16 protein-coding genes and 1 pseudogene are annotated in these 17,293 nt (G+C 41.0%); 14 read left to right on the top strand and 3 right to left on the bottom strand.

Translation table 11 applies throughout. From position 1 onward, the window contains the following. The first annotated feature begins 29 nt into the window (after positions 1-29). The 5 genes and pseudogenes from IQ246_RS22125 to IQ246_RS22105 all read left to right on the top strand — a co-directional run bounded on the left by IQ246_RS22125 (position 30) and on the right by IQ246_RS22105 (position 3,669). Positions 30-689 (top strand): L-threonylcarbamoyladenylate synthase, encoded by a 660-nt coding sequence (locus IQ246_RS22125; protein ID WP_194005489.1) that lies wholly within the window; start codon positions 30-32, stop codon positions 687-689. A gap of 405 nt (positions 690-1,094) precedes the next feature. Next, positions 1,095-2,315 (top strand): HetZ-related protein, encoded by a 1,221-nt coding sequence (locus tag IQ246_RS22120; RefSeq protein WP_194005488.1) that lies wholly within the window; start codon positions 1,095-1,097, stop codon positions 2,313-2,315. Positions 2,316-2,431: 116 nt separating this feature from the next. Continuing rightward, positions 2,432-2,653, top strand: a complete 222-nt coding sequence (locus IQ246_RS22115) for an addiction module protein (protein WP_194005487.1) — start codon at positions 2,432-2,434, stop codon at positions 2,651-2,653. 97 nt (positions 2,654-2,750) lie between these two features. Next, a pseudogene (locus IQ246_RS31345) lies at positions 2,751-2,945 on the top strand (type II toxin-antitoxin system RelE/ParE family toxin); the annotation flags it as partial. A gap of 241 nt (positions 2,946-3,186) precedes the next feature. Continuing rightward, a complete protein-coding gene (locus IQ246_RS22105) occupies positions 3,187-3,669 on the top strand; it encodes a PD-(D/E)XK nuclease superfamily protein (RefSeq protein WP_194005486.1) in 483 nt (160 codons plus the stop codon). Here the strand turns inward: IQ246_RS22105 and IQ246_RS22100 are convergent. Next, positions 3,666-4,493, bottom strand: a complete 828-nt coding sequence (locus IQ246_RS22100; RefSeq protein WP_194005485.1) for a DNA adenine methylase — start codon at positions 4,491-4,493, stop codon at positions 3,666-3,668. The two genes, IQ246_RS22105 and IQ246_RS22100, sit on opposite strands and share 4 nt — an antisense overlap. Before the next feature lie 163 nt (positions 4,494-4,656). On the opposite strand from IQ246_RS22100, the gene IQ246_RS22095 reads away from it, so the two are divergent. From IQ246_RS22095 to IQ246_RS22085, 3 genes are all read left to right on the top strand, one after another. After that, positions 4,657-4,863 (top strand): DUF751 family protein, encoded by a 207-nt coding sequence (locus IQ246_RS22095; RefSeq protein ID WP_194005484.1) that lies wholly within the window; start codon positions 4,657-4,659, stop codon positions 4,861-4,863. 143 nt (positions 4,864-5,006) lie between these two features. Further along, positions 5,007-5,414, top strand: a complete 408-nt coding sequence (gene rbfA / locus IQ246_RS22090) for a 30S ribosome-binding factor RbfA (protein WP_194005483.1) — start codon at positions 5,007-5,009, stop codon at positions 5,412-5,414. Between the two features lie 824 nt (positions 5,415-6,238). After that, complete coding sequence (locus IQ246_RS22085) at positions 6,239-6,475, top strand: DUF4327 family protein (RefSeq protein ID WP_194005482.1); 237 nt, start codon at positions 6,239-6,241, stop codon at positions 6,473-6,475. A gap of 323 nt (positions 6,476-6,798) precedes the next feature. On the opposite strand, the gene IQ246_RS22080 is transcribed toward IQ246_RS22085, so the two are convergent. Continuing rightward, positions 6,799-7,152, bottom strand: a complete 354-nt coding sequence (locus IQ246_RS22080) for a hypothetical protein (RefSeq protein ID WP_194005481.1) — start codon at positions 7,150-7,152, stop codon at positions 6,799-6,801. 491 nt (positions 7,153-7,643) lie between these two features. Here IQ246_RS22080 and IQ246_RS22075 point away from each other — a divergent pair, with 491 nt between their 5' ends. Both IQ246_RS22075 and IQ246_RS22070 read left to right on the top strand, forming a co-directional pair. After that, complete coding sequence (locus tag IQ246_RS22075; protein ID WP_194005480.1) at positions 7,644-8,546, top strand: cation diffusion facilitator family transporter; 903 nt, start codon at positions 7,644-7,646, stop codon at positions 8,544-8,546. A 157-nt stretch (positions 8,547-8,703) separates the two neighbouring features. Further along, positions 8,704-9,885, top strand: coding sequence for a Caspase domain-containing protein (locus IQ246_RS22070; RefSeq protein ID WP_208492250.1), 1,182 nt, complete (start codon positions 8,704-8,706; stop codon positions 9,883-9,885). A 16-nt stretch (positions 9,886-9,901) separates the two neighbouring features. Here the strand turns inward: IQ246_RS22070 and IQ246_RS22065 are convergent, their stop codons facing one another. Further along, positions 9,902-10,306 (bottom strand): response regulator, encoded by a 405-nt coding sequence (locus tag IQ246_RS22065; protein ID WP_194005478.1) that lies wholly within the window; start codon positions 10,304-10,306, stop codon positions 9,902-9,904. Positions 10,307-10,690: 384 nt separating this feature from the next. On the opposite strand from IQ246_RS22065, the gene IQ246_RS22060 reads away from it, so the two are divergent. The 4 genes from IQ246_RS22060 to IQ246_RS22045 all read left to right on the top strand — a co-directional run bounded on the left by IQ246_RS22060 (position 10,691) and on the right by IQ246_RS22045 (position 17,251). After that, positions 10,691-12,949, top strand: coding sequence for an ATP-binding protein (locus IQ246_RS22060; protein ID WP_194005477.1), 2,259 nt, complete (start codon positions 10,691-10,693; stop codon positions 12,947-12,949). Positions 12,950-12,953: 4 nt separating this feature from the next. Then, the gene (locus IQ246_RS22055) at positions 12,954-13,409 is read left to right on the top strand and encodes a response regulator (RefSeq protein WP_194005476.1); all 456 of its coding nucleotides are present in this window, start codon (positions 12,954-12,956) and stop codon (positions 13,407-13,409) included. 2 nt (positions 13,410-13,411) lie between these two features. Then, positions 13,412-16,498 carry a PAS domain S-box protein gene (locus tag IQ246_RS22050; protein WP_194005475.1) on the top strand — a complete coding sequence of 1,029 codons (3,087 nt, stop codon included), beginning with the start codon at positions 13,412-13,414 and terminating at the stop codon, positions 16,496-16,498. A gap of 306 nt (positions 16,499-16,804) precedes the next feature. Continuing rightward, positions 16,805-17,251: a Fur family transcriptional regulator gene (locus IQ246_RS22045; RefSeq protein WP_194005474.1), complete on the top strand. Its 447-nt coding sequence runs from the start codon at positions 16,805-16,807 to the stop codon at positions 17,249-17,251. Positions 17,252-17,293 lie beyond the last annotated feature (42 nt).

Below are 17,293 nucleotides of genomic sequence, written 5' to 3'. Positions count from 1 at the left end.
CCGCTCCCCCACTCCCCAACCCCTGTTCCATGGCAAAAATTTTCCCCGTTCATCCGGACAATCCTCAAATTCGCCGAATAGAGGAAATAAAGTCGGCGCTCTCTAGTGGCGCAGTCATGCTTTATCCTACTGATACAGTTTATGCGATTGGTTGTGATTTGAATGCTAAGTCGGCAGTAGAACGAGTGCGGCAAATTAAGCAGCTAGCGAATGATAAACCACTGACATTTTTATGTCCCTCGCTTTCAAATGTGGCAACTTATGCCTCCGTAAGTGACACAGCCTATCGGATTATGAAGCGCCTAATACCAGGCCCATACACGTTTTTGCTACCAGCTACTAAGTTAGTACCGCGATTAGCGCAAAATCCTAAGCGAAAAACTACTGGGATTAGAGTGCCAAATCATAATGCGTGTTTGGCTTTGTTGGCAGCATTAGGTAATCCGATTATTTCGACTTCAGCACACCTGCCACCAGATGAGGCAGATGATGGGATGGATCGGGCAGATCCAGAACCTATTCTGTCGCGGGTGGAGCTATTTGACCGTTTAGACAACTTGGTAGATGTAATTGTAGATACTGGCGAGGAACCTACTTATGAAGTGTCTACCATTTTGGACTTAACAGGAGATGAAGCAATGATTACACGACGAGGTTTAGGTTGGGAAGCAGCAGCAGCATGGGTATAAAATTTTGTACTTCATCAGCACATCCCTCAGTTTCGGAAAATGTGATAAAAAGGCTCCAGTTTTGAAATTGTCATACTTAAAGGCGATGTCTACGAAGGGCGTAGATGCAGCAACGGATAGAGCATAATGGCGGCAAAAGTCGGCATAGCAAGGCATTTTACAACTTTGAAAAAATGGTGGATATCTATGTACCAGTGTCGATATAGTAACTTGTGAAAGAACCGACACACTGCTATCCCTGTAACTTATTCGGATTTCTTACAGTCTTATATATGAACCTGATATGTGAGCAGTACATGCAGCGAGTCTTGATGGATGAATACCAAAAGATTCTTCAGGCAAAACCGCCCTTGATTGCTGTGTCTGCGTTGTAATTACGGTGCAATACTACTCCCTACAAAAGTCATGAAAGCTAACGCCGCGAATCTACTAAACTCTACACCTACTTTTGAGAACAACGTTTCGACCGAGGAATTATCAGCCAGTAATACTGATAGTTTAATCGAGATTTTATGTCAAGAAATACCAGATAAAGTGAAAGCAGCACCTAGGTGTGTAGAAGCCCTAGCAAAGCGCATAGCCAAAGAAGTAGAACGCATTTGCGATAAAAGCTCTCGTATCCAAACATCTGGGCAAATCAAGTCCTGGCAAATTACCTTAGGAAAGCATCGTCTACAAAAGTGCCTACGTTACTACCAACTAGGTTCAAAACAAGGGCGTGTGGAATTACATAGCACTTTGGGTGCTATGGTTTACCGCCACGTAACTATATCAGGCTCTGAATTAGGGTTTGAGGCTCGTTACAACCTGATTGAAGATTTTCTGCAAGCATTTTATATCGAAGCTCTCAAAGCTTTCCGCAGAGAAAACGAACTACCTGAAGATCACACACCGCGCACTCAGTTGCAATTGGCGGAATACATGGCATTTACAGAGCAATATGCCAAACGCCGCATTAATTTACCAGGTGGTGCAAATCAGCAATTGATTATCTTGCGTGCTCAAGGTTTTGCTCGTCGCCAACCCCAAGAAACCACTGTGGATATTGAAATGGCGGTGGAGTCTGCTAAAGGTGAAGAAGCAGAATCTTACCAGCGGAACTCGGCGGTGCAACAGCTGCGATCGCAAATGATTGCACAAACTAATTTCGATCCCTCTGAAGAGTCAGAACGCGATCGCGTCATCTCGGAATTAATGAAATACCTGGAGTCGCAAGGTCAATCTGACTGCATGAACTACCTCAGCCTCAAACTCCAAGACCTCTCAGCACCAGAAATTGACCACATTCTCGGTTTAACTAGCCGTCAGCGCGACTATCTGCAACAACGGTTTAAATACCATGTAGAAAAGTTTGCCAAACAACACCACTGGCAATTGGTACATCAATGGTTAGGTGCAGGTTTAGAGCAAAAATTGGGTTTATCTTCCCAGCAGTGGGAAATCTTTGTAAATCAACTCACAGAACAGCAACAACAAATCTTACAATTGAAAACTGCACGGCAAAATGATCAGGCGATCGCCAAAACTATCAAATGCACCCCCAAACAGCTACAAAAACGCTGGACTCAACTTTTAGAACTAGCATGGGCTATCCGCAACGGTCATACTGAAGCCCAGACAGGTTGAAGCTAAGGCGAAATCACTAACATTTATCCAAGCTTAATTCCAGTTATTAAAAATGTTGTTATGAATATGGCGGTTTGAGAGTGTAATAATCAAGATGAATAAAATCAGAGAAAACCATGAACCCAGTATTTCCCGAACTCTCTAGTCTTTCGAGAGCGGAAAAACTCCAGCTGGTAGAAGACTTATGGGATGAGATTGCAACTACACCAGCCGCACTCCCAGTTTTAGATTGGCACAAACAAGAGCTAGCCCGTCGCAAAGCCGAATATCTGCAAAATCCAGCCATCGGCAACAGTTGGGAAGATGTAAAAGCCAGAATCTCTCAACGGCATGGCTAGAAACTTAACTATCCTTACAGCCGCAGAACTGGACATTATCGAAGCTTAGGACTGGTACGAGGGGCGCGAGTTTGGATTAGGCGTTGAGTTTCTACGCTGTATTGATGCCTGCCTGAATTTAATTCAGCGTCACCCCAACACATACCAGATTGTTCATGAAACCTATCGCCGCGCTACAACTAGGCGTTTTCCCTACGTCGTTTTTTACGAGTTTAATGAACAGGAGATTATTATCTACGCTATTTTCCACTGTTCCCAAGACCCAGAAAAATGGCGGAGTCGCTTGCAATAGTCGGTCTTTGAGACTGAACAGAAATCCCTTATTTTAACTATTATCTGAATTACTAATTCGTTCCTAATCCAAATTATTAATATATTTGTCTTTTTTTAGTACAAGGATACTAATTTATTTCTACTTCATACCTAATGACATCTAACCTATCCAAAATCAAAAATTTATATAACCTAGCATTTACTGTTGCTTCCAGGAAATCCTAAAATCAGGAAACCTTTTGAAGATAATTAGGATAAAGATGACTCAAGGTGCAAGAGCAGTTACTTCTGGCAATGTCTTGGAAAAAGCTGTAGAAGGGACTTTACTGGGTCATGGATATGTCCAAGTTGGCTTTGATTTACCAAAGAAACAGCGCCTTGGATGTCTTTTAAGCTCGAATAATATACCAAAACGATATGCAAGGCAGGTTTATATTGGAGCAGGAATTTATGGGAGCTATATATATGTAGACTTTTACATTATTGGTGCTGCATCCGTTTCTTCCGGGCTGATTATTGAATGTAAATGGCAGCAAACTAGCGGTTCAGTCGATGAAAAACTTCCTTACCTTAACTTGAATATTCAAAATTGCTATCCTGCACAAGCAGTTGTATTAATTGACGGTGGAGGTATGAAACCGCAAGCTGTATCGTGGTTAGGCAAACAAGTTGGTTTCAATCAAAATCTTCTCTCAGTTCATAATTTATCTTCATTTATTGCCTGGTCTAACAATAATCTTTAATACGAAGTTACTAGTAATTCTGTGATTTTTCCGCGCTTTTTGGCGTTAGAATTAATTGCTCTAGATGCTGATATAGTATAAATATTGAAACTGCTGTAAAGGTTGCGAATAAATTTACAATCTGAATTAGATAGCATAACTTTAACTCCACGTTCAGCTAATTTTTCAAATACGTCTTTGAGTTGAACTTGCTGTTCTTCAGCAAAGCGATCGCTACTGTAAGCTGTAAAATAGCTAGTTTCACTTACAGGATAGTATGGTGGGTCAAAATAAATAAAATCATCACTGCTTGTGACATAATTTACCACATCAAAAAAATCTGCTTGTTTAATTTCTGCATTGGAAAGTGCTTCTGAGGCTGCTTTGAGTAAAACCTCAGAACAAATATTGGGATTGTCATATCTGCCTAAAGGCACATTGAATTTACCTTGTGAGTTGACCCGATAAAGACCATTAAAACAAGTCTTATTAAGATAAATTAGACGGGCAGCTTTTTCTATATCAGTACCACCAGAGTTGTTTCTGACACTATAGTAATAATCTTTATTATGTCGATTTTTATGCTCTTTCAATAGAGAAATTAATTCTTCAACATGATCTCTAACACAACAATAAGTGTTAATTAATTCGGCATTAATATCAGTTAAAATAGCTGCACTTGGTTGGAGATAGAAAAAAACAGCACCACCACCTAAGAATGGCTCATAGTAATTTTTATAACTCTTGGGGAAATAAGGAATATATTGCTGTATCAATCTACTTTTACCCCCTGCCCACTTCAAAAATGGACGCGGGCTAGTTTCCTTGGGGATTTGAATTACCATTTACTTCTGCTTTAACTGAAATAATCGCGACTAAATAAAGCCAATATAACCGACGAGCAATATTTTATATTAGCTGCTAGTTTTCCAGCCCCGTATATTACAATTGAGTAGATAAAGCATATCAAAACAAACGTAAGTATATAACAAGGCAGTTTACATTCAAATGTTTGACGGATTTTGGGATAACGTCTTTCGCTACCCCCGCTATTTCATTACTGTGCTCTTAGGCGTATTTTTGAACACCTTTGAGCCATTGATGCCGCTGTTAAAGCGCCCCATCACCTTGATCGCCATCTTGGGTTTATTTGTGAGTAGCCTAGTATTTATTACTTTCACCTTACGTGCAATGCTGGGCTTGAGTACAATCTAGACTAGAACTTTGCCCTACAGACAATTGCTGTTAACATTGCTTAGGCTTTGCTTGCTGTAAGTATAGCCAAACACTGTAAACGCTGTCAGCCCAACTTGCATCTATATTATGTTACACAACCTCTGTGAGGAGGCAAGATTTTTATGCCTACAAATCGCCGTGTTTCCCGCGTTGCAGAATTAATTAAACGGGAAGTTAGCCAAATGCTGCTCAATGGCATTAAGGATGACCGTGTGGCTACGGGAATGGTGAGCGTTACTGATGTTGATGTTTCCGGCGATCTCCAACACGCCAAAATCTACGTCAGTATCTATGGTACAGAGGAAGCCAAGGCAGAAACAATGGCAGGCTTAAAGTCGGCGACTGGTTACGTCCGCAGCGAACTTGGTGCGCGGGTAAGGCTACGTCGTACACCAGAAGTAATATTCATCGAAGACCGCTCCATTGAACGGGGTAATAAGGTACTGTCACTGTTGAACCAACTCCAGCATGAGCGCCCACCAGAAAATCTGGTTGCGGTAGAGGATGGCACAAATGAAGATGATGAGTAATCCCGTGAATAAGTAACTTAAATAACAATGTAACTTCAGAACAATTAATCTCTAGGAATCCGCCAAACAGTTTACAGACGTCACCAAATCGCGTCTGTTTTAATTTGACTATACCTGTTTTAGGTTTCGGTAGTTGCATATATACGCTTTCTGTTTGTCTCGGCTGGCGTCACTTCTCTATTGCAAAGATACTAATAGTAAAAGTAATAAGTTTAAGAAAAATTAACAATTATGCCACTCACTGCACTTCATTATAAGTGTTTATCCAGAATAGCCTGGATAAAACTAGTGTTTAAAATAACTGAGGGGTTACGTAATTATTGAAAAAATTATTAACAGATGCTAGGCTAAAACCTTCCTAGTGAACTTTAGCCATAATGCTTTGCAATAGTTTATACCTTTTTCCGTGAAACATATTTCTAACCTGTTTTCCTTTGGACAAATGCTAGTAGCTCTAGGCAGAGCTTTACGGTGATTAATTGGTACATTAAGCGATCGCTCTATGAATTATTCCCGCGCACCAAATTATGTCTTTAGCCAGTCAGTGCAAAACTTTCAGCCCTGTTAAACGGAAGTCATATAGCCAGTTCAGCAGGTTAAGTTAATTACTGCCACATTCATAATGTGAAGCTGATGTTAGGCTAATGTCAGGAAATGTTGACTTTATTAACATATCTTTAAATAATTTTAGAGTCTGTAGCGTCAAAATGGGAACAGTTCCGTATAGCAAACTACAAAACCCTAGCCACAAGTCTAACTTTGCTATGTTTGTTCTCAATAGATGACGGGAACACTATTTACGTGTAAATTTGTGAGTAAAAACCATGAGTGTCAATACGGTGCCCTCTATCAATTACTACTCTCTAAACGTGATCCAGGACGAAGCACGCCGACTGGTGCAAAAGGGAATGGTCAGCCGCCAGCAACCAATATATACACTCTGCCAATACATTCCAGCTAGAGAGTGGGTTTGCGTTGAATGTGAATTAGAGAAATGTGACTTTCTGTTACGCGATCGCATTGGCGATTTAATTGGTCGTGAAGAATGGGACAACGACTAATTAATGTTTGATTTCAGATTTTGGTTGGGAGTTTATTTTCAATGTCTGGATTTCAGCATAAAAAATTTAACGCCCAATCTGAGGGATAATCTCTGTTTTTGGTTAGTATTGCCCGATCCGCAATCTGCTATTTTTCATAAACGCAGAAGCATTAGAGTCTGAATTTATACAATTTTTCAATTGAGCCTGGGTTTTGCCAACGCATATAGCGAACGGCGAATGCATCGGAACCAGTTGCTGTGTGTAGCCGCTTCTACAACTTGAGTGTACTATGTAAAACCCTGGCCGTAGCTGTTTTAAATGTAGAACTGCTCCGGTCATTTTCATCCTACTTGATCTAAATATTGGTTAATATCATCAATGATGCGAGTCAGCTCAGCTTCTGTAGTTAAGCGGATATTGACATTGCGGACGGTAAGTAGGACTTTCGCAGCGAAGGGAGTCGGCCAGATATTAGGATTGCAGAAAATTTCTACAAATACCTCGCCAGTGTAACGATATTCTAGGGGAGGCTGGGGAGTAACTTTACCACCGCCAGGAGTGGGTTTAGCGGCGACAGCTTTTAAACGCTCCATTAATTGATCCGTCGCTGCTTTTAGTTCCTGTGCTGCTTGGGGTGAAAAACTGAAAGACACAGAACCTTCAATTAGATTGAGTGTTAGAGGAGTAGAAGACATAAGTTTTTTATTAAAACTTCTTGATAATTACTAATATTACCAAAATAGGTGATCAAGCCTGATGCTTTCATACCAAAGGTAGAAATAATTTAAAAAACTTTTATCCTAGAAAACAGTAATGGACGTGTAGAGGCGGAAATACGGAATTTATTACTGAGTTACACAAACCACGAATTCCAGTCTTTAAATAGCGATGCGGTTAATTTTGACAGTGGTGTGAACTTACTGGAGCATTTAAAGACAAAGAGAATTAATTAAAACTACCTTGTTATTAATGCTAAAAATAAGCTTTTCTTAGCAAAGCCATTGTCAACCTATATAAAGCTTGTAGCTGCTGTTAGTTAAAAATAATCTCAATAAATCTAGATAAAATGAGATGCTATAGAGAGGTTTAATCCTTACTGTGCAAGACTTTGATACATTTTATTTGTATTTATTTGTCTTTTAGGTTTTACATTAGAAGTCATAGAACTTGATGTGATAAATTCTCTATGACTTACGATAACCGCGCCGAAGTGCGAAAGGTTTTGATTATCACTCTACTGCTCAATCTGTTTGTAATGGGCTTGAAAGCAGTTGTAGGTTACTGGACAGGTTCTTTAAGCTTGTTAGCTGATGCGTTGCATAGTGTGACAGATAGCGCAAATAATGTTTTAGGATTAATTGCTAGTAAGTTCTCTTCTCCACAACCTGATCGCGAACATCCCTACGGACATCACAAATTTGAAGCGGTGGGAGCTTTAGGAATTGCTGCTTTTTTAGGAATAGCCTGCTTTGAAATTTTGCAAGGAGCCATCGAACGAATTATCAAAGGTGGTGAAACTGTGAGAATTTCACCACCTGAGTTGTGGTTATTACTAATTGTGCTGGGCGTAAATATTTTTGTAGCGTTTTACGAACGCGGTGTGGGTAGACGGGTAGGTAGCTCAATTTTAATAGCTGACGCTACACATACCATGAGCGATATTTGGGTGACAATATCTGTAATTGGGGGTTTGATAGGGGTTTGGCTAGGTTATCAATGGATGGATATAGTGTTAGCCTTCCCCGTCGCTTTGTTAGTATTTTGGAGTGGTTGGTCAGTTTTAAAAGAAAATTTGCCTTGGCTGGTGGATCAAATGGCGATCGCACCAGAAGCAATACATGCGATCGCTACTTCTGTTCTTGGGGTGATTAACTGTCATGATATCGCCTCTCGTGGTGTTCTTGGTCGTCAAGTTTTTATAGAAATGCATTTAATAGTAGATGCACCGGATGTGGAAACTGCCCACCGCATCACTGAAGAAGTAGAAAGCCGATTAGAAGAACGCTTCAGTCCCGTGAGGATTTTAATTCACGTCGAGCCACCTGCATATAAGTCTGAGCACATTAGCTTTGAGACTGGAAAGCAATAATGCTTAAATATCTGTAATTTTTTACTAACGTTTTTGTAGTAAATTCGCCAATAGTATCTGTGTCACAGCAGACCCTATACTAGAAGTGCTGTAATGGAATAAATCTATACAGCACAGTTATCAGATGCGTCGCTTATTAGTCAGTTTTACATGTGGCTTGCTAATAGTACTTCCACTCTCTAGCGCAGCGAGTCCACAACCGTCTCATATTTGTCAAAGTAATCAGTCAGCACCCAATTTTTTAGTTGTGGGTGGTGGTGGTGCGCCTTCTTTCAACGAAATTGCTTTAGAAAAAAATGTACTTTTCTTTCAGCGAACTCTGCAATTTATGGGGTACGACTCAAAGCAAGTTGCATCTATTTTCTTTGCTAATGGTAATGATGGACAAGCTTCTATCCGCTATATTAACGAGCAAGGAAGACAGCAATTTAAACGATCAAATATTCCCCATCTCAAAGGTGCTACTACCTTCAGTAATTTAGAGCGTTATTTCCAGCAGCTAGCACAACAGAAAAACCCTAAAACTTCATTTTTATATTTCACAGGACATGGAGGATTAAATGAACAAGACCTAGATAACAATTCCTTTTACTTGTGGAATAAGCAACAACTGAGTGTGAAGCAGTTTTCCCAAATGCTGGACAAAATATCTCCAAAAACACCTATTGTTGCAATGATGGCTCAGTGCTTTTCTGGTTCTTTTGCTAATTTTATTTACGAGGGAGGAGATCCGAAGCGCCCTGTAGCGCTTCAAACGCGTTGTGGTTTCTTTGCTACGATTAAAAGTCTACCTTCAGTAGGCTGTACGCCAGAGGTAAACGAAGCTGATTATCGAGATTATAGTTCTAGTTTTTTTGCTGGTTTGAGTGGACGCGATCGCACAGGTAAAGCTGTTAGTTCTGCTGATTACAACAAGGATGGACGAGTTGCTTATGCTGAAGCTCATGCTTTTGCTAAAGTCGATGAAAAATCGATAGATTTGCCGATATCTACCTCTGAAGCTTGGTTACAGAACAAATTTTCTTCAACACAACAAAAAATAATTCTCAGTCAACCAATTAGCCAAATTTTACAGACAGCTCGTCCAGAACAAAGCTACGTAGTTAATTCTTTAGTTAACAGGTTTGAGTTAGACAAGCAGAAGCCTGTTTTGCAGAGCTTAAACAGTATAAATAGCCAAAAAATCCAAACCGATGAACAGCAGGCTGATCTCAAACGTCTGGAGATGGAACTAATTAATATCGCTGTTGAAAAACAAATCCGTACTTCGAGAAATCAAAAAGATATTAATACGCTTGAGCGTTTAGTGAAGTGCGAAAGTGGTTCTTGGAAAAAATAAATACTAAGGGTTACAATTACCAATTACAAGAAGCAACCAAACTGGTAACGATCGCAACTAGTTCTTCTGGATCAATTGGTTTAGCTACATGAGTCTGAAAGCCAGCTTCTAAGGCGCGGATACGATTTTCACTATCGCCATAAGCTGTTAAGGCAATAGCGAGGACTTGTCCACCATTATCTGGCTTTAGCGCCCGTATCTTGCGGATCAGGGTGTAACCATCTTCACCAGGCATAGCAATGTCAGAAATCAACACATCGGGTTGCAATTCAGGTAACACTTGCCTTGCTGCTGCTGCTGATGCAACAGCCATGACGGTAGCTCCATCTGCTTCCAATACGGTAGTAATATAAAAGCGAGTATCATCATCATCGTCAACTACAAGGATGTTTAAGCCAGCAAACGGCAGAGGAGGTTGCATAACATCTCCATGAACGTTGGAATAATCAGAATTATTGGTAATGAACTGCTTATTTTACTCAAGGATCATACATTAGCAATTTTACTGCGATCGCGCAAATTTTACCTAGAGAATTACTCAATTCGTCTAACTGTGATTCCATTTACGGCTAATTGTTCATTAGTCTTTGCAATTCTTTCCTGTTTGGAATTCTGTGTATATTTATATTCATTTATATTTATAAATCTCTCTTTGATAAACAGTATATTAATGAGAAAATCTTATTTAAATCTACTTACATTTAACTTTAGGCATATTCACATAGATATATCAAACTTAAAACTTCATAACTAAACCAGAGACTGTATCTGCTCAAGACATACTTGTAATCATTGGTACTAAGACGTGAACGCTAAAGATATTACTACTCCTTTGCCAGTTAACCTCATCAATTGTGACTTAGAGCCAATTCATCTTCCTGGCTCGATTCAAGCTCATGGAATCATTCTAGTATTAAAGGAACCAGAGCTAACTATCCTGCAATGTAGCAATAATACTCGCCATTTCTTTAACCTGAGTCCAGAAGAATTACTCAATCAACCTTTGAACAAGTTACTTGAATCTGAGCAAATCCATTTTTTGCAAGATTGTTTATTACAAGAAGATTTACAATTTACCAATCCGATTGAATTCACAATTAAATCAGATAATGAATATCTACATTTTGATGGCATTATCCATCGTAATAATCAACTTTTGATTCTAGAGTTAGAACCTGCCTTCTTAGAAAAGAGTAACGCATTTTTTAAATTCTATCACTTAGTTAAAATCGCTATATCTAAGTTACAGGTCGCATCCACTGTTACAGAGGTCAGTCAAATTCTTGTCAAAGAAGTAAAAAAAATTACTGGCTTTGATCGGGTGATGGTCTATCGATTTGATGATGATTCTAACGGCATAGTTATTGCTGACGATAAGCCAGAATATCTCGCTTCCTATTTAGGCTTACACTACCCCGCTTTCGATATTCCCCAACCAGCTAGAGAACTCTTCAGCCAAAACTGGCTGAGGCTGATACCGGATGCTAACTACCAACCAGTGGCGATTGTACCTGTAAATAATCCTTTAACTGAGCAGCCTTTAGATTTAAGCAGGTCTGTGCTGCGGAGTGTTTCGCCTTGTCACATTGAGTATTTGCACAATATGGGCGTGACGGCATCAATGTCAATTTCCATCATGAAAAACAAAAAACTTTGGGGACTCATTGCCTGTCATCACCAATCACCCAAATTTCTCCCTTATGAAATTCGTAATGCTTGTGAATTCTTGGGGCAAATGACATCTTTAGAGTTGGGCGCTAAAGAAGACAGCGAAGACTCTGAATATAAGATTCAGTTGAAATCTATCCATAGCAAGTTAGTAGAGTATATGTCAGCTGAAACCAACTTTATTCAGGGTTTAATTGACTATCAACCTAATTTACTTGATCTCGTCAATGCCCAAGGAGCCGCAGTCTCTTTTGAAGGAGAGTATTTTACTATTGGTAATACTCCAGAAAAACAGGATATTAAACATTTAATGGAATGGATTCATCAAAACTTGCAAGAGGAAATTCTATATACAAATGCATTACCACAAGTTTATCCAAAAGCAGAAAAATTCCGAGATGTAGCTAGCGGTTTAATGGTGTTTTCCTTTTCCAAAACTCAGAAAAATTATGTTTTGTGGTTTCGTCCAGAGGTAGTGCAAACTGTAAATTGGGGAGGAGATCCAAGTAAACTTATGGAGGTGAATGAAAATGGCGATTTGCATCTATCACCCCGCAAGTCTTTTGAGTTGTGGAAGGAAACAGTGAGGTTAAAATCTCTTCCCTGGAAATCTTGTGAGGTGAATGCAGCACTAGAGTTGAGAAGTGCAATTATTGGTGTAGTGCTGCGGAAGGCAGATGAACTAGCACAGTTAAATATCGAGCTAGAACGCAGTAATAACGAATTAGATGCTTTTGCTTACATTGCTTCTCATGATTTGAAAGAACCACTACGCGGCATTCATAATTATTCCAATTTCCTAATTGAAGACTACGGCGAAATCCTGAATGACGAGGGGATGGACAAGTTGAGAACTTTGATTCGTCTCACCCAGCGGATGGAAGATTTAATCGATTCGCTGTTGCATTTTTCTCGCTTGGGAAGAGTGGATCTTTCCATGCAGCAAACCAACATTAATAGTGTTGTAACTCGAAGTTTAGATCTGTTGAACGCTCGAATTGAGGAGATGCACGTAGAGATATGTATTCCTAGACCGCTACCAACAGTTTATTGCGATCGCGTCCAAGTGGGTGAAGTCTTCAACAATCTGATTGCCAACGCCATTAAATACAACGACAAACCCGAAAAATGGATTGAAATTGGTTATATTGACCATCCCACAGCACCAGCCATCTTTTACGTACAAGATAACGGCATTGGTATTCGAGAAAAACACTTTGAGGCAATTTTCCGCATTTTCAAACGACTGCACGGGCCAAACAAATATGGCGGTGGTACTGGGGCGGGGTTGACTATTGCAAAAAAAATTGTGGAACGACATAGCGGTAAAATCTGGGTAGAGTCAACCTATGGCCAAGGTAGTACTTTCTATTTCACATTGCAGGAAGCGGACTGAACCCATGATTTGCAAAACCGCCCAACCTTTATTGGTGATTGAAGACAGCGACGAAGATTTTGAAGCTCTGCGTCGAGTCATGAACCGACAAGCCGTAACCAATCCCGTCTTTCGCTGTACCGATGGCGATGAGGCGTTGGATTTCCTCTACCACAAGGGCCCTTACAGCGATGTTCAAAAGTTCCCTTGTCCGTCAATTATTTTACTCGACCTGAATTTACCGGGAACCGATGGGCGAGAAATCTTAGAGCAAATCAAGCAAGATCAAGACTTGAAAATTATTCCTGTGGTTGTATTTACTACTTCTTCCAACCCTAGAGATATTGAAATATGTTACCGCTGCTGTGTTGCTAGTTATATTTTGAAACCAATTGATATCAACAGACTAGTACAAACAATTCAAAGCTTCATTACTTATTGGTTGGATATTGCGATTCTCCCTGATGTTGCTAGCAAGTAGTCATGGCACAACCGCTAACCGTTTTAATCATCGATGACTCCGCTGAAGATCGCCAGGCTTATCGTCGCTATCTGCTGCAAGATCGGGAACACAGCTACACAATCCTCGAAGAAGAATCCGGAGAAGCAGCCTTGGTATTGTGTCGACAGTTTCAGCCTGATGGCATCTTATTAGACTTTTTGCTGCCAGACTTGGACGGGCTGGAATTTATCGCCCAATTAAAACAGCAGACACAGGGAATTATGCCTGCTGTGATCATGTTAACGGGGTATGGCAACGAAGCCGTGGCTGTTCAGGCGATGAAAAGTGGTGTTCAAGACTATTTAGTTAAGGGACAGACGACGGCGGAGCATTTGCGCTCTACTATCCACTCAGCAATCAAAAATGCTCAACTACGTCAAGAACTGCAATCTAGTGAGGAGCGTTTCCGTACTTCGGTTGAGAATATGCTGGACTGTTTTGGCATTTACTCAGCCATTCGGAATGAGAAGGGTGAAATAGTAGACTTTTGTATTGATTATGTGAATGCTGCTGCTTGTGAATTTAACCAATTGAGTAAGGAGGAACAGCAAAACAAACGGCTATGCACAATCCTACCTAGTCTTCGAGAAAGTCCCTTATTTGATGAGTGTTGCCAAGTTGTGGAAACGGGCCAGCCTTTAACGAAAGAATTACTGACCTACACGTCCTGTAATAGCAAACAGCAGTTAATCAAAGCCGTTGATATTCGCATCACCAAAATGGAAGATGGCTTTGTGGCTTCCTGGCGGGATGTGACGGAAAAAAAGCAAGCAGAGGAACGATTGCAGGAGAGCCAACATTTCATCGAACGGATTGCTGAAACAACTCCAGGGATTTTGTACGTTTACGACCTGTTAGAAGCGCGGAATATCTACCTCAATGGTCAGGTTATTAAACTGCTTGGCTACACTCCCCAACAAGTCCAAGAGATGGGAACAGAGTTCCTTGCTAATTTAATGCATCCTGATGATTTAGCTCGATTCCTTGCCGCGTTCAAACGATTTGACGCAGTTAAGGATGGTGACATTCTAGAAAATGAGTATCGGATGCGACATGCCAATGGGGAATGGCGCTGGTTTTGTAGTCGAGATACTGTATTCACCAGAAATGCTGACGGTTCATCCCACCAGATCGTTGGCACAACCTTTGATATCACAGAACGCAAGCAAATGGAGGAACAGCTACGCCTAAGCAACGAGCGTTTCCAATTGGCAGCAGCAGCTGTTAATTGTTTAATTTATGACTGGGATGTTGAAAAAAATACGGTTGACATAACTGAGGGAATAACTAGAGTTTTGGGCTACTCCTTGGAAGAGACACAAGCAACTCATCAATGGTGGAGAGAGCAGATCCATCCTGAAGATAAAGAGCGCTTGGGTAAGTACTTCCGGGCTATGTGTGCCAATCAAAACCACTATGCTGTTGAATATAGAACACGTCACAAAGATCAGCAATATCGGTATGTGCTGGATCAGGGAGTAATTAAACGAGATGCTAATGGGCAAGCAGTGAGGGCAGTTGGCAGTACAACGGATATTAGCGATCGCAAACACGCTGAAGCAGCACTGCGTCAAAGTGAAGCCAAATTTAGACGGATTGTGGAATCCAATATAGTTGGGATCTATTTCGGTGACTTCAGCGGTCGAATCTATGAGGCGAATGATGCTTTTCTAGAAATGCTTGGCTACACCCATGAAGAACTAGCAGCAGGGATCATCTGCTGGAATTCCCTGACACCACCGGAATACCAAGCCCTTGATCAGCAAAAAGTTCAAGATCTGCGAACTTCTGGAGTTTGTACCCCTTTCGAGAAAGAATATTTTCGCAAAGATGGAACCCGGATACCAATTCTTTTGGGAATTGCGCGGATAGAGGGCGCAGAGGAAGATGGCAATTGCGTCTGCTTTGTTCTCGATCTGACCCAACGCAAACTGGCGGAAGTAGCCCTGCGCCAAAGCGAGGAACGCTACCGCTACTTATCTGATGCAATGCCACAGCTAGTCTGGACTTGCAATGCCAATGGTGAATATGAGCATGTCAATCAACGATGGTGTGAATTTACTGGACAATCAATTGAGCAAGCCCTGGGGTTTGGCTGGACAAAAGTTTTGCATCCAGAGGACATTCAACCCGCTATCCAGACATGGACAGAAGCTTTGCAGATGGGGGAACTTTACGAACATGAAATGCGTTATCAAAGGTTTGACGGTATTTATCGCTGGCATTTAGCAAGAGGCTTGCCCATCAAGGATGAGCAAGGACGTGTGATGAAATGGTTTGGCACAAGTACAGATATTGACGATCGCAAGCAGGTGGAAGCTGAACGTCATCTGCTTTTGCAACTTGAGCAAACCGCCCGCGCTGAAGCTGAAGCCGCTAACCGGACTAAAGATGACTTTGTTGCAATGGTATCTCATGACCTGCGATCGCCACTCAATGCCATTCTTGGCTGGGCGAAACTACTGCGGACTAGGCAACTTACTCCAGAGAATATTACCCGCGCTCTCGAAACCATCGAAAGCAATGCCAAGTCTCAAGCAAAACTTTTGGAAGACCTGCTGGATATGTCTCGCATCATTCGAGGTAAGCTACAGCTTGAGATCACTCAAGTCAATCTTGGGGCGACTATAGGTGTAGCGATCGAAACTGTCTACCCATCCGCAAATGCTAAGAATATTCGTTTAGAGTCCATACTTGACAGGTCAACTCCAGCAATTGCCGGCGATATCAACCGCTTACTACAAGTTTTAGGGAATATACTCTCGAATGCCATTAAGTTTACCCCGCCAGGAGGACGGATAGAAGTGCGGTTATCAACTTATCCTGAGTCCAATTCCGACTCAGCACTCATCCAGGTGAGCGATACAGGTATTGGCATCAGCCCAGAGTTTCTGCCATATATTTTTGAACGCTATCATCAGGGAAATTCTACTCACAAACAAGGTGGTTTAGGACTAGGTTTAGCGATCGCTCGTCATCTAATAGAACTACATGGTGGCACTATTCAAGCTTCTAGCCCAGGCGTTGGACAAGGAGCTACTTTCACTATCAAACTGCCGTTAGGTTAGACGAAATTTATGCAAGTGAATCAGAAAGCGTAACGCACACTGCTTGCAGTTAGCGGCGAGAGTTGTCACCAAGGTGGACATTTACAGCAATTTTAAGCTAAAGTTGTAATGAGTTTGTTTTAAATTAGGGTGTCACAAGGCAACTGCCAACAAGCAAAAAATCATCACCCAACCTGTGACCTCCGCAGCATTAAAAGCAAAAGCACAAGCCCAGGTAAAAGGTTGGTGTGCAACATTTTTGTATATATAAATAAGCATTGAATATTTAAATAGGAAAATTCCTCCAACAGTTAACAAGCTGTGAATATGCAAAAACAAGCAATTTCTACAAAACCAATTCGTTCTTTAGAAGATGCTCTTGAGCGGTGTCAAATACTGGGTATGCGCGTCAGCCGCCAGCGTCGTTTTATTCTAGAATTACTTTGGCAAGCCAATGAACATCTTTCTGCTAGAGAGATTTACGATCGCTTGAACCAGCAAGGTAAAGAGATCGGTCACACCTCTGTATATCAAAATTTAGAAGCATTATCTAGTCAGGGCATCATTGAGTCTATTGAACGCAGCGACGGACGTTTATACGGCAATATTAGTGACTCTCATAGTCATGTCCACTGCGTGGATACAAATCAAATTCTTGATGTGCATGTAGAACTGCCAGAAGATTTTATCCGCAAAATTGAAGAACAAACAGGAGTACGGATTACTGATTACAGTATTAACTTTTATGGCTGCCGTAATGTACAAGAAAGCTAGGGATTAGGGAATGGGGAATGGGGAATGGGGAATGGGGAATGG

The organism is aff. Roholtiella sp. LEGE 12411, assembly GCF_015206995.1.
Taxonomy (GTDB): Bacteria; Cyanobacteriota; Cyanobacteriia; order Cyanobacteriales; family Nostocaceae; genus Komarekiella.
The sequence above is the reverse complement of the archived record's forward strand: the minus strand, read 5'-3'. Positions and strand labels throughout refer to the sequence as shown.